Consider the following 13,045-nt stretch of genomic DNA (forward strand, 5'->3'; position numbering starts at 1 on the left):
CCGCGGCATAGGGAGCGAAAGCCGCATAACGGCGACACAAAGTGCAAGATCGCGGGGGTGAGGGGTGAGGGCGGGGGTGGTTAGACCGTTGCGGGGGCCAGGCCGTAGGTCAGGGCGTCTACCAGGGCGTGCCAGCTCGCCTCGACCACGTTGTTGTGTACGCCCACTGTGGTCCAGTCCCGGCCACCTTCCTCGGAGGTCTCCAGCAGCACCCGGGTGACCGCACCGGTGCCGTGGCTGCCCTCCAGGATGCGCACCTTGTAGTCGGCCAGTTCGAAGTTGCGCAGCTGCGGATAGTGCCGGGTAAGCCCCACCCGCAGCGCCTCGTCGAGCGCGTTGACCGGGCCGTTGCCCTCGGCGGTGGCGATCACCCGCTCGCCGCGTACCCGGATCTTCACTGTCGCCTCGGACACGACAGCGCCGTCCTCGCGGTGCTCGACAAGCACCCGGTACGACTCCAGGGTGAACGGGCGGGCCGGGCCGCCCTCGGGCAGCTCGGAGCGGACGAGCAGCTCGAAGGAGGCGTCCGCGGCCTCGAAGGACCAGCCCTCGGCCTCCAGTTCCTTGACCCGCTTCGTGACCCGGGTCAGCGCTTCCGGACGGCCGGCCAGGTCCAGTCCGAGCTCACGACTCTTGAGCTCGACGCTGGCCCGGCCGGCCATCTCGGTTACCAGGATCCGCATGTCGTTGCCTACCACCGACGGGTCCACGTGGTTGTAGAGCAACGGGTCGACCTTGATCGCGCTCGCGTGCAGCCCTGCCTTGTGGGCGAAGGCGGCGGCCCCGGCGTACGCCTGGTGGGTGTCGGGGGCGATGTTTGCGATTTCGGCGATGGCGTGCGAGACCCGCACCATCTGTTCCAGGCAGCCGTCCGGTAGGACGGGCATGCCCAGCTTGAGCTGGAGGTTGGCGACGACCGCGAAGATGTCGGCGTTGCCGGGGCGCTCGCCGTACCCGTTGGCGGTGCCCTGGACGTGCCGGACACCGGCCTCGACGGCGGCGATCGTGTTGGCGACAGCGCAGGCGGTGTCGTTCTGGGCGTGCATGCCGAACAGCCCGGCGTCGACGCCGAGGCGGTCGGTCAGGTCGAGGATCGCGGCTGTCACCTGGGAGGGCAGCATGCCGCCGTTGGTGTCGCAGAGCACCATGCGCTCGGCGCCGGCGTCGAGCGCGGTCTGCACCACTGCCGTGCCGTACGCCGGGTCGTGCCGGAAGCCGTCGAAGAAGTGTTCGCCGTCGACGAAGACCCGGCGGCCCTCGCGGACGAGGTGGGTGACGGTGTCACGGATCATCGCCAGGTTCTCCGCGCCTGTGGTGCGCAGCGCCCGTTCGACGTGCCGGATGTCGGCCTTGGCGACGAGCGCGATCGCTGGCGTCTGCGCGTCCAGGAGGCCGCGTACCTGGGGATCGTCGGCGACTGCGACCCCGGCCTTGCGGGTGGCGCCGAACGCGACAAGCACGGCGTGCCGCAGCTGCAGCTCGGTGCGTGCGCGGCGGAAGAATTCGGTGTCCTTGGGTACCGCGCCCGGCCAGCCGCCCTCGATGAACCCGACGCCGAACTCGTCGAGCAGCCGGGCCACCGCCAGCTTGTCGACCACCGAGTAGGTGAGCCCTTCGCGCTGGGCGCCGTCGCGCAACGTCGTGTCGTAGACCTGGAACGTCATCAGGGTCCTTTCTCAGAGCAACAAAAAGACCTCCCGCGGATGCGGGAGGTCTGCGCGCTCGGCGGAGGGGGATGCCGGCGCGCTAGGTCGCAATAATCAGGGCGGTGCTGGTCACGTCCGCTACTCTGCCACCGCTTCCCCGTTTCTGGGAGCAACAATCCACATCCCGGGACGTGATGTGCGCCCCACGCCGTCGCCGTCGCCGTTTCCGGCCCCCGGCCGGCGGGTAGCTCGGAGGGGGACACACCACCGACGCCGAGACGATCGGCGACAGTCAGGAGTGAACGGCATGGACAGGATCGATCCGCACGCCACCCACGCCGGGCCGGACCCGCTGCGCGGCGGCGACCAGGGCACCGTTGCCGGCGGCGCACCGGCCGGCGTCTTCGACCCCTGGCGCTACCGGGACCAGGCCGGGGTGGCCGACGCCGACCTGGTCGGCTACAAGGTCGAAGCCACCGACGGCGGAATCGGCAAGATCGACAGTGCCAGCCACGAGGTGGACGGCAGCTACCTGGTGGTGGACACCGGCCCGTGGATTTTCGGCAAGAAGGTGATGCTGCCGGCCGGAACGGTCAACCAGGTCGACCACGACCAGCGCACCATCTCGATCGACCGGACCCGCGACCAGATCAAGGCAGCCCCCGAGTACGACGAGACCAGCCACAGCGACCCGGCGTACCGGGATCAGCTGGGTGGCTACTACGACGAGACGTACGGCGCGCTGCCGCCCGGCACCGCACGCTGACCGATCGAGCACAACGGTCGGTGGGGTCCGACCCCACCGACCGTTACCGTGTGAGCGTGGACGCCATCGACGACAACCGAAACATTCAGCTGCCCGCCACCTTCAACTTCCGCGACGTCGGCGGCTATCACGGCCACGACGCTCGGACCGTGAGCCGGGGCCGCCTCTACCGCTCCGACTCCCTGCACCGCCTCGACGAGCAGGACCGGGACGCGTTCGCCGCCATCGGCATCCGCACCGTCATCGACCTGCGCCGCCCCACAGAGGTGGAGCGCGACGGGCGGGTGCCGAGCTATCCGGGCCTGACCTACCGTCACATCCACCCGGAGCACGACGACTGGGCCGCCACGCCCCACCAGGAGGGCACCGACCTGGCCCGCTACCTCGCGGACCGGTACGCCGATCTGGCCCAGACCGGCACCGCCGGCCTGGCCGAGGCCATCGGGCTCATCGCCGACTCCGCGAACGCTCCGGTGGTGGTGCACTGCGTCGCCGGCAAGGACCGCACCGGCATCGTCTGCGCGTTGACCCTCGCCGTGCTGGGCGTCGACGACGCCGACATCGTCGCCGACTACGCGCTCAGCACCGAGGCGTCGGCCCGGTTCAGCGCCTGGCTGACGGCCACCATGCCGCACGTCACGGACGTGCCGGCGCCGTTCCTGGCCTCACCCGCCGAGGCGATGCAGACCTTCCTCGACGAACTGCGTGCGGGGTACGGCTCGGTCGAGGCGTACCTGCGCCACGCCGGAGTGACCGACGCGCAGCTCGACGCCCTGCGCGAGCATCTGCTCGACTGAGAGACGGACGGTCGGCGGCGCGGCACCTTGCGGTGTCGCGCCGCCGACCGTTTTCGCTGAGCTGCGGGTACGCGAGGTGTGTCAGAGGACCTGGCGCACCCAGCCGTGCGGGTCGGGTGCGCTGCCCCGCTGGATGTCGACGAGCTGCTGACGCAGCGCCATCGTCACCCGGCCGGGCTCGCCGCCACCGATCAGGAACTCGCCGTCGGGGAAGCGCACCCCGCCGATCGGGGTGATGACCGCAGCGGTGCCGCAGGCGAAGACCTCGCGGAGCCGGCCGCTCGCCGCGTCGGCCTGCCAGTCGGCGAACGTGACAGGCCGCTCCTCGACCCGGTGACCAGCGCCCTCGGCCAGCGTGAGGACCGCGTCGCGGGTGATGCCCGGCAGGATCGTGCCGGTCAGCGGCGGGGTGACCACCGTGTCGTCGTCGTAGACGAAGAAGACGTTCATGCCGCCCAGCTCGTCGACGAAGCGTTGCTCCACAGCGTCGAGGAAGACCACCTGGTCGCAGCCGGCCTCGATGGCCTCGGCCTGGGCGGCCAGTGATGCGGCGTAGTTGCCGCCGCACTTGGCCGCGCCGGTGCCGCCGGGCGCGGCGCGGGTGTAGTCCGGCGAGACCCAGACGGTGACCGGCTTGACCCCGCCGCTGAAGTACGCCCCGACCGGTGAGGCGATCACCATGTAGAGGTATTCGTTCGACGGGCGGACGCCGAGGAAGACCTCGCTGGCGAACATGAACGGCCGCAGGTAGAGGCTGCCGTCCTCGCCGGTCGGGATCCACTCCCTGTCGATCTCGATGAGCTTGTGCAGCGAGTCGACGAAGACCTCGGGTGGCAGCACCGGCATCGCCATCCGCTGCGCCGAGCTGGCGAAGCGGGCGGCGTTGGCGTCCGGCCGGAACATGGTCACGCCACCGTCGGCCGTCCGGTACGCCTTGAGACCTTCGAAGATCTCCTGCGCGTAGTGCAGCACGGCGCTGGCCGGGTCCATCGGGATCGGTGCGCGCGCCTCCACCCGGGCGTCGTACCAACCCTTGCCCTCGGCGTAGCGGATGGTGACCATGTGGTCGGTGAACACCCGGCCGAAGCCGGGGTTGGCCAGCAGGGCGGCCCGGTCGGCGGCGGATACCGGCGCGGGATTCGGACGGATCTCGAAGTCGAGCATGTCACCACCGCTCATCGCGCTGACCTCCCTGCGGGACAACGGCATGCGGGATCGCACGCCGACATGGCTGTGCCGAAAACTTACCCCGAACGGTCGTTCAGCGGAAAGCGCCGCTCGGGGCGGGCTGAGTGCCCGGACAGGCGGATACCGCCCCGGCGCTTTGAGAGGCCGGGGCGGTCAGGCTACGGCGTGGGCGGCGAGACGGTCGCCGACCTCGGCGGTACGCAGCGTGACGCCTGGGGTGCGGCCGGAGAGCTCGGCGGCGACCGCCGCGTTGACCCGGGCCGCCGCGTCGGCGTGCCCGAGCTGCTCCAGCAGCAACGCGGCGGAGAGCACCGCGGCGACCGGGTCCGCGACGCCCTGCCCGGCGATGTCCGGGGCGGAGCCGTGCACCGGCTCGAACATCGAGGGGTACGTGCCCTCGGGGTTGATGCAGCCGCTGGCGGCCAGACCGATGCCACCGGTGACCGCTGCGGCGATGTCGGTGAGGATGTCGCCGAACAGGTTGTCGGTGACCACCACGTCGTAGCGCTGCGGCTGGGTGACCAGGAACATCGCGGCCGCGTCGACGTGCTGGTATTCGGTCTCGATGTCCGGGTGCTCGGCGGCGACGGCCTCGAAGGTGCGCGCCCACAGCGACCCGGCGTGGGTCAGCACGTTGGTCTTGTGCACGAGCGTGACCTTGCGGCGTTCCCGACGGCCGGCCCGCACGAACGCGTCACGGATGACCCGCTCCACGCCGTGCCGGGTGTTGAGGCTCTCCTCCGTGGCGACCTCGGCGGGGGTGTCGCGGTGCAGCGACCCGCCGGCGCCGGCGTAGAGACCCTCGGTGCCCTCGCGCACGACCACCAGGTCGACCTCGCCGGGCTTCACGTTGCCGAGGGGGCCTGCGACACCGGGCCAGAGCCGGGACGGACGCAGGTTGACGTACTGGTCGAAGGCGAACCGGAGCTTGAGCAGCAGCCCCCGCTCCAGGACACCGGGCGGGACCGTGGGGTCGCCCACCGCGCCGAGCAGGATCGCGTCGTGCCCGGCCAGCTCGGCCAGCACCGAGTCGGGCAGCACCTCTCCGGTACGGTGCCAGCGGGCGGCACCGAGGTCGTACTCGGTGGCCTCGACACCGCCGGGCAGCACCGCGTCGAGGACCTTGCGGGCCTGCGTGACCACCTCGGGCCCGATGCCGTCCCCAGCCACCACCGCGATCCGCGCCACGACCGCACTCCCTACGTCGACTGCCCTGTCCGGGCAACGGTACGACCTCGTCCCGATTCCCGGTACGAAGCTTCCACGATATGGGATTTCCGATCCACAGCATCCTCTCAGCCGGGATCCATGTGGTGGTCATCTCCGCTGTCTAGGGTCGATGTCGACGGGTCAAAGGGCCCGGGAACGGCGATTCGCCACGACGCGACGCCAACTGCGAGGGGGCTGATGCCATGCTCATCGACGAGCAGCCGCGGACCCGCTGGCCGGACACGTCCGCGTTCCGCAACCGCCGGCCCGACCTGCGCCTGGGCAACCGCCGGCACCAGGTCGACCCGGCCAGCGCCACGCAGGGCCGGATCGCCCTGCAACACACGGTGCGCACCGCGACCGCTGAGTACACGCTGCTGCTCAACGCGCCCGAGTGGCTCGGCCGTCGAGGCGTCGGGGAAGCGCTGCGGGACAGCGTCGCGGAGCTACGCGCCATCGACCTGACCTACGGCCCGAACCGTCCGGAGAGCCTGGTCTCCAAGCTTCGCCGCGGAGAGATCAGCCCCGAGTCGTACCCCCCTCTGGCCGACCTGGTGGACCGCTGCGCGGCGATGCGCGCCGCCACCGACGGATGGTTCGACGCCTGGGCGGTGCCCGGCGGCTTCGACCCGGGCGGACTGCTCGGGGGCTGGGCCGTGGAACGCGCAGCCGCCCGGCTGCGGGCTGCCGGCGTGCACGACTACGCGGTGCTCACCGGCGCCGACCTCGTGGTGCGGGGCCGCGCGCCGCACGGCGGCCCGTGGCGGGTGGCGGTGCACCACCCGACGGCACCCGACCACGCGCCGCTGGTGCTGGAGATGACAGACGGCGCCGTCGGCACCTCCGGGGTGACCGGCCGGCAGGGGCACGTGGTGGACCCGCACACCGGCGAACCGGCCACCCAGCTCGCTGCCGCCACTGTCGTCGGCCCGGACCTGGCGGTCGCCGACGCCTACGCCACAGCGCTCTACGCCGCAGGCCCCACCGGCCTGGCGTGGTTCCGCGGTAACTCCGACTATCGCGCGCTCTTCGCCCACCGGCACTGAAGGCTCGCTCACCGGCTTTGAAACACGCCGCACGAGCCCCGCCTCCCCGCGGTGCTCCCCGCCCGATTCGCTCCTCGGCCGCCTGAGCGCGGCGGCCGGTCGGGCTGCGATCGGCCCCCACCGCCTCGGCAACGGCTGTGGGGGCCGGTCAGCGACGAGTGCGCGTGGCTCGCGCAATCGAGGGGTGCGGACCGGACGGGCCGGACGTCGACCGCGCCACCCGAAGACGGGCCGGCGCCGCGAACTCGGCCAGTGACCGCAGTCGTACGCTAGCGAATCGACGCAACTCGAGGCAAGAGTCTCCACAGCGGACCGTCGTGGGCAATGAGTCCCGGGTCGGACGATCCGGCTGCGGCGAGGCAGTTTCGACATGGTGAACGACGGATGGCACGCTGTCCGCCGTGAGTTTCGATCTGAGTGTGTGGGCCCTGGAGGACGGGGCGACGCCCGAGGACGTGCGGGCAGCGGTCGACGGTTGCCGGCAGGGGCGGCACGTGGACCGTTACCCGGACCCGCGGGTTGTCGCCTTCTACCGGGCGATCACCGCCTCCTATCCGGACCGTCACCCCGGCCCGGACAGTCCGTGGGCCGTCGCGCCCCTGCACGCCGCCCACGACCATGTCGAGCTGAACCTGCACCCGACCTGCGCGGACCAGGTGCTGCTGGACATCGAGCGGCTGGCCGGCGCGCACGGGCTGATGCTCTTCGACCCGCAGGACGGCTCGGTCTACCCGCCGCCGACGCGGGTCACCAACTGACCGACCGGGGACGGCCCTCAACCCTCCCCCGCGCGTACGACGAAGGGGCCCGGCATGCCGCCGGGCCCCCCGTGGTGTTGCCGTCGACTACTCGTCGCGCAGGTCCGCCGCGCTGGCAGATGTCGCGCCGATCGAGTCCGCCGCGGAGGTGAGCAGGTCGGCGCCGAGCGCCTGGTCGACGGTAAGCGTCATCAGCGTCTCGCCGCCCGCCTCGCGCCGGGCGACCTGCATCGCGGCGATGTTGATGCCCGACTCGCCGAGCAGGGTGCCGACGGTGCCGACGACACCCGGCCGGTCGGCGTAGCGCAGGAAGAGCAGGATGCCCTCGGCGCCGATCTCCACGTCGAAGCCGTCCACCTCGGTCAGCTTGATGATGTCCCGGGCGCCCGAGTGGGTCACCGTCCCGGAGACGCTCACCGTCCGGCCGTCCGGCAGCGCGCCGCGTACGGTGACCAGGGTGGGCTGCTCGGCGGTCTCGGCGAGGCTCGCGAGGGTGACCTCGACGCCGCGCTCGGCGGCCAGGTGCGGTGCGTTGACGTAGGTGACCTGCTCCTCGACCACGGAGCTGAACAGGCCCTTCGTCGCGGCCAGCTTGAGCACCGACACGTCGTGGCCGACGATCTCGCCACGGACCTCGACGGTGACGCTCGCGGCGACCCCACCGGCGACAGCGGTGAACGCCCGGCCCAGCTTCTCGGCCAGCGGCAGCAGCGGCCGTACGTCCTGGGCGACCACGCCACCGGCCTGCACGTTCACGGCGTCCGGCACGAACTCGCCCTGCAACGCCAGCTTGACGCTCTTGGCCACGGCCAGGCCGGCCTTGTCCTGAGCCTCGTGGGTGGAGGCACCCAGGTGCGGGGTGGCCACCACGTTGTCGAACGCGAACAGCGGCGACGAGGTGCACGGCTCCTTGGCGTACACGTCCACACCGGCGCCGGCGACCCGGCCCTCGGCGATGGCGTCCGCGAGCGCCTGCTCGTCGACAAGACCACCACGGGCGGCGTTCACGATGCGCACGCCCGGCTTGACGATCGCCAGTTCCTTCTCACCGATGAGCCCCATCGTCTCCGGGGTCTTCGGCAGGTGGATGGAGATGAAGTCGCTCTCGCGCAGCAGCTCCTCGAGCCCGACCAGGCGTACGCCGAGCTGGGCCGCGCGGGCCGGCTGGATGTAGGGGTCGTACGCGATCAGCCGGGTGCCGAAGGCGGCGATGCGGGAGGCGAAGAGAACCCCGATCCGGCCGAGCCCGACCACGCCGACGGTCTTGCCCTGCACCTCGACGCCCGTGTACTTGGACCGCTTCCACTCCCCCGCCTTGAGCGCCGCGCTGGCGCTCGCGGTGTTGCGGGCCACTGCCAGCAGCAGCGCGACGGCCTGCTCGGCGGCGGAGACGATGTTCGAGGTGGGAGCGTTGACGACCATCACGCCCCGGGCGGTGGCCGCCGGCACCTCGACGTTGTCCAGGCCGATACCCGCCCGCGCGACCACCTTGAGTCGCGGCGCGGCGGCGATCGCCTCGGCGTCGATCTGGGTCGCGCTGCGCACGATGACGGCGTCGGCCTCGGAGAGCGCCGAGAGCAGGGCCGGACGGTCGGTGCCGTCGACGTGCCGGACGTCGAAGTCGTGGGCGAGCACCTCGATGGCGGCGGGGGCGAGTTCTTCGGCGATCAGTACGACAGGATTCATCGGTCCTCGTAGAGGTCGTGTATGCGATCGGCCCGGGCCGACAGGGCGCCGCACTGCGTCCTGCGCTGATCCCGTGCCGTGGCCGTCAGGTGCCGGCTGCGCGCACCTACCGCGATCGTAGGGCCCCGTTGGCCGGCATGTTCCGGTCTGCGAGGTGAGTGCCCTCACACGCGCGGTCCGGCGTTGGACATGGCCCGTTCACCTGGCCGACATCGTTGTTGCGGCTCGTCACGGCACCGCCGAGGCGTTCGTCACCTGATCCCAGAAGGTGAGCGCCCAGGGTCAGGTGGTGGTCCCGCGTACGGCCGATGGCCGGTGACCCGCGCTGGGGAGAGCGCGGGTCACCGGCCATCGGTGGATCATCCGCCGTTGGTGACGGCTGGACCGGTGCTACGAAACCGTCAGGCGGTCTCGGTGATCGGGCGGTCGACCCAGCTCATCATGCCGCGCAGCTTCGCGCCGGTCTCCTCGATCGGGTGCGCCGCGCCCTCGTTCTGCCACTTGGTGAAGTTGGGCCGGCCCGCCTCGTCCTCGGCGACCCACTCGCGGGCGAACTCGCCGGACTGGATCTCGCCCAGGATCTTGCGCATCTCGTCCTTGACACGGGAGTCGATGACGCGCGGGCCCCGGGAGAGGTCGCCGTACTCGGCGGTGTCGGAGATGCTGTACCGCATCTTCGCGATGCCACCCTCGTACATGAGGTCGACGATCAGCTTCAGCTCGTGCAGGCACTCGAAGTAGGCCACCTCGGGGGCGTAGCCGGCCTCGGTGAGCACCTCGAAACCGGTCTGCACCAGCGCCGCGGCACCGCCGCAGAGCACCGCCTGCTCACCGAAGAGGTCGGTCTCGGTCTCCTCGGTGAACGTGGTCTTGATCGCACCGGCGCGGGTGCCACCGATCCCCTTGGCGTACGCGAGGGCGAGCGCGAGCGCGTTGCCGCTTGCGTCCTGCTCGACGGCGACCAGGCAGGGCACGCCCTTGCCGTCGGTGTACTGGCGGCGGACCAGGTGGCCGGGGCCCTTCGGAGCGACCATGGCGACGTCCACCTCGGCCGGGGGCTTGATGAGCCCGTACCGGATGTTGAAGCCGTGGCCGAAGAAGAGGGCCTTGCCCGGGGCGAGGTGCGGGGCGATCGACTCGGTGTAGAGGGAGCGCTGGGCGGTGTCCGGCGCGAGCACCATGATCACGTCAGCCTCGGCGGCGGCCTGTGCCGGCGTGAGCACCCGCAGGCCCTGCTCCTCGGCCTTGGGACGGCTCTTGGAGCCCTCCGGCAGACCGATCACCACGTCGACGCCGGAGTCACGCAGCGACAGCGCGTGGGCGTGGCCCTGGCTGCCGTAGCCGATCACCGCGACCTTCTTGCCCTGGATCAGGCCGAGGTCGGCATCGTCGTCGTAGTAAACCTCAACGCTCATGAGAACTTCCCTTTCGTACGACGGCCCGGGCGGCCCGTCGTGGTCGGTGCGGATGGATTCGGAGGACGGCCCGCAGGGGCCGACCGGCAGCGGGTCAGGCGGCCCGCAAGGCGGGACCGGCGGTGATCGAACGCGAGCCGCGCCCGATCGCCACAAGGCCGGACTGCACCATTTCCTTGATGCCGAAGGGCTCCAGGTCGCGCAGCAGAGCGTCGAGCTTGTCGGGCGTACCGGTGGCCTCGATGGTCAGCGTGTCCGGTGCCACGTCGACAACCCGGGCGCGGAACAGGTTGACCGTCTCCAACACCTGGGTGCGTGCGGACCGGTCGGCGCGGACCTTCACCAGCAGCAACTCCCGGGCGACCGAGACCTGCGCGTCCAGCTCGACGATCTTGAGCACGTTGACGAGCTTGTTGAGCTGCTTGGTGACCTGCTCCAGCGGGGACGAGTCGGCGTTGACCACGATCGTGATCCGGGAAACGTCCGGGTTCTCGGTCTCGCCGACGGCGAGGCTGTCGATGTTGAACCCGCGCCGGGAGAACAGGCCGGAGACGCGGGCGAGAACGCCCGGCTTGTTCTCCACGAGCACGGACAGAGTGTGCATCGTCATGATCAGATGTCATCCTCGTCGAAGGCCGGGCGAACGCCACGGGCGAACATGATCTCGTCGTTGCTGGTGCCGGCGGCGACCATCGGCCAGACCATGGCGTCCTTGCCGACCACGAAGTCGATCACGACGGGAGCGTCGTTGATCTCCATGGCGGCGGCGATGGTCTTGTCCACGTCGTCGGGGCTCTCGCAGCGCAGCCCGACGCAGCCCAGCGCCTCGGCGAGCTTGACGAAGTCGGGAATGCGGTGCTTGTGGGTGCCGAGTTCGGTGTTGGAGTACCGCTCGTTGTAGAACAGCGTCTGCCACTGCCGGACCATGCCGAGATTGCCGTTGTTGATGACGGCGATCTTGACCGGGATGCCCTCCAGCGCGCAGGTGGCCAACTCCTGGTTGGTCATCTGGAAACAGCCGTCGCCGTCGACCGCCCACACCACGGTGTCGGGCTTGCCGACCTTCGCACCCATCGCGGCCGGCACCGCGTAGCCCATCGTGCCGAGCCCACCGGAGTTCAACCAGGTGTACGGCTTCTCGTACGAGATGAACTGGGACGCCCACATCTGGTGCTGCCCCACACCGGCCACGAAGATCGCGTCCGGGCCGACGATCTCACCCAGCCGCTTGATGACGTACTGCGGGGAGAGCGTGCCGTCCGCCGGTTCGTCGTAGCCCAGCGGGTAGCGGTTGCGCAGGTCGTCCAGCTGGGTCCACCAGTCGGCCAGGTCGGTGGTTTTCCCCGCCGACCGCTCGACAGTCACAGCGGCGATCAGCTCGTCGATGACGTGCCGGGCGTCGCCGACGATCGGGACGTCCGCGTGCCGGTTCTTGCCGATCTCGGCCGGGTCGATGTCGGCGTGCACGATGGCCGCGTCCGGTGCGAACGAGTCCAGCTTGCCGGTGACGCGGTCGTCGAAGCGGGCGCCCAGCGCCACGATCAGGTCGGCCTTCTGCAGGCCGTACACGGCGGAGACGGTGCCGTGCATGCCGGGCATCCCCAGGTGCTGCGGATGCGAGTCGGGGAAGGCACCGAGCGCCATGAGGGTGGTGACGACCGGGATGCCGGTCAGCTCGGCGAGCCGGCGCAGCCCGTCGGTGGCGCCGGCCTTGAGCACACCGCCGCCCACGTAGAGCACCGGACGGCGGGCCGCGGCCATCAGCCGGGCCGCCTCGCGGATCTGCTTGCCGTGCGGGTTCAGGGTGGGCCGGTAGCCGGGCAGTTCCAGCGTGGGCGGCCAGGCGAAGGTCGTCGACGCCTGGAGGACGTCCTTGGGGATGTCGACGAGCACCGGGCCGGGCCGGCCCGTGCTGGCCAGGTGGAACGCCTGGGCCAGCACCTGCGGGATCTCGTCGGCGTTCTGCACCAGGAAGTTGTGCTTGGTGATCGGCAGGGTGATGCCCTGGATGTCCGCCTCCTGGAAGGCGTCGGTGCCGATCGACGGGCGGGCCACCTGGCCGGTGATCGCCACCATCGGCACCGAGTCCATGTAGGCGTCGGCGATCGGGGTGACCAGGTTGGTCGCACCCGGGCCGGAGGTCGCCATGCAGACGCCGACCTTGCCGGTGGCCTGCGCGTACCCCGTCGCCGCGTGACCGGCGCCCTGCTCGTGGCGGACCAGGATGTGCCGGACGGTGGAGTCGTAGAGCGGGTCGTACGCCGGAAGGATCGCGCCGCCGGGGATGCCGAAGACGACGTCGACGCCGAGCGCCTCAAGGGACCGCACCAGCGAACCGGCGCCGGAAACCTCGGTCGGGGCGGGTGGCCGTACCGCCGGGGCGGCCGGGACTGCTGCGGCGCGCGAGGCGGCGGGGTCGGCGGTACCGGCCGGCTCGGCCGCGCGGGCCCGCCGGGCGGTGTGGGCGAGGGTCTCGGGCGTGGGTCTCGTCATTGTGGTTCTGGCCTTCGGCTGGAATGGCTGGGGCTCGTTCA

11 protein-coding genes are annotated in these 13,045 nt (G+C 71.0%); 4 read left to right on the forward strand and 7 right to left on the reverse strand.

Annotated features, from left to right (window positions below; translation table 11 throughout):
* Positions 1-80: 80 nt before the first annotated feature.
* The gene (gene cimA / locus F4558_RS20335) at positions 81-1,664 is read right to left on the reverse strand and encodes a citramalate synthase (RefSeq protein ID WP_167945534.1); all 1,584 of its coding nucleotides are present in this window, start codon (positions 1,662-1,664) and stop codon (positions 81-83) included.
* A 289-nt stretch (positions 1,665-1,953) separates the two neighbouring features.
* Here cimA and F4558_RS20340 point away from each other — a divergent pair, with 289 nt between their 5' ends.
* On the forward strand, positions 1,954-2,412 hold the full coding sequence (locus F4558_RS20340; RefSeq protein WP_167945536.1) for a PRC-barrel domain containing protein: 459 nt from the start codon (positions 1,954-1,956) through the stop codon (positions 2,410-2,412).
* Positions 2,413-2,468: 56 nt separating this feature from the next.
* Positions 2,469-3,209, forward strand: coding sequence for a tyrosine-protein phosphatase (locus tag F4558_RS20345; protein ID WP_053652523.1), 741 nt, complete (start codon positions 2,469-2,471; stop codon positions 3,207-3,209).
* A gap of 81 nt (positions 3,210-3,290) precedes the next feature.
* Here the strand turns inward: F4558_RS20345 and F4558_RS20350 are convergent, their stop codons facing one another.
* Entirely contained in the window at positions 3,291-4,388 is a 1,098-nt protein-coding gene (locus tag F4558_RS20350) for a branched-chain amino acid aminotransferase (protein WP_053652393.1), read from the reverse strand.
* A gap of 162 nt (positions 4,389-4,550) precedes the next feature.
* Complete coding sequence (locus F4558_RS20355; RefSeq protein ID WP_053652392.1) at positions 4,551-5,585, reverse strand: 3-isopropylmalate dehydrogenase; 1,035 nt, start codon at positions 5,583-5,585, stop codon at positions 4,551-4,553.
* A 224-nt stretch (positions 5,586-5,809) separates the two neighbouring features.
* On the opposite strand from F4558_RS20355, the gene F4558_RS20360 reads away from it, so the two are divergent.
* Both F4558_RS20360 and F4558_RS20365 read left to right on the forward strand, forming a co-directional pair.
* Positions 5,810-6,652 carry an FAD:protein FMN transferase gene (locus tag F4558_RS20360; protein WP_053652391.1) on the forward strand — a complete coding sequence of 281 codons (843 nt, stop codon included), beginning with the start codon at positions 5,810-5,812 and terminating at the stop codon, positions 6,650-6,652.
* A gap of 401 nt (positions 6,653-7,053) precedes the next feature.
* Positions 7,054-7,410, forward strand: coding sequence for a hypothetical protein (locus F4558_RS20365; protein WP_053652390.1), 357 nt, complete (start codon positions 7,054-7,056; stop codon positions 7,408-7,410).
* 87 nt (positions 7,411-7,497) lie between these two features.
* Here the strand turns inward: F4558_RS20365 and serA are convergent, their stop codons facing one another.
* From serA to F4558_RS20385, 4 genes are all read right to left on the reverse strand, one after another.
* Positions 7,498-9,096: a phosphoglycerate dehydrogenase gene (gene serA / locus F4558_RS20370; RefSeq protein ID WP_053652389.1), complete on the reverse strand. Its 1,599-nt coding sequence runs from the start codon at positions 9,094-9,096 to the stop codon at positions 7,498-7,500.
* Positions 9,097-9,497: 401 nt separating this feature from the next.
* Positions 9,498-10,511, reverse strand: coding sequence for a ketol-acid reductoisomerase (ilvC, locus tag F4558_RS20375; RefSeq protein WP_053652388.1), 1,014 nt, complete (start codon positions 10,509-10,511; stop codon positions 9,498-9,500).
* A 94-nt stretch (positions 10,512-10,605) separates the two neighbouring features.
* Positions 10,606-11,121 carry an acetolactate synthase small subunit gene (gene ilvN, locus F4558_RS20380; protein WP_053652387.1) on the reverse strand — a complete coding sequence of 172 codons (516 nt, stop codon included), beginning with the start codon at positions 11,119-11,121 and terminating at the stop codon, positions 10,606-10,608.
* Between the two features lie 2 nt (positions 11,122-11,123).
* Positions 11,124-13,004: an acetolactate synthase large subunit gene (locus tag F4558_RS20385; RefSeq protein WP_053652386.1), complete on the reverse strand. Its 1,881-nt coding sequence runs from the start codon at positions 13,002-13,004 to the stop codon at positions 11,124-11,126.
* Positions 13,005-13,045: the final 41 nt, after the last annotated feature.

It is taken from the genome of Micromonospora profundi, assembly GCF_011927785.1.
In the GTDB taxonomy this organism is placed as follows: domain Bacteria; phylum Actinomycetota; class Actinomycetes; order Mycobacteriales; family Micromonosporaceae; genus Micromonospora; species Micromonospora profundi.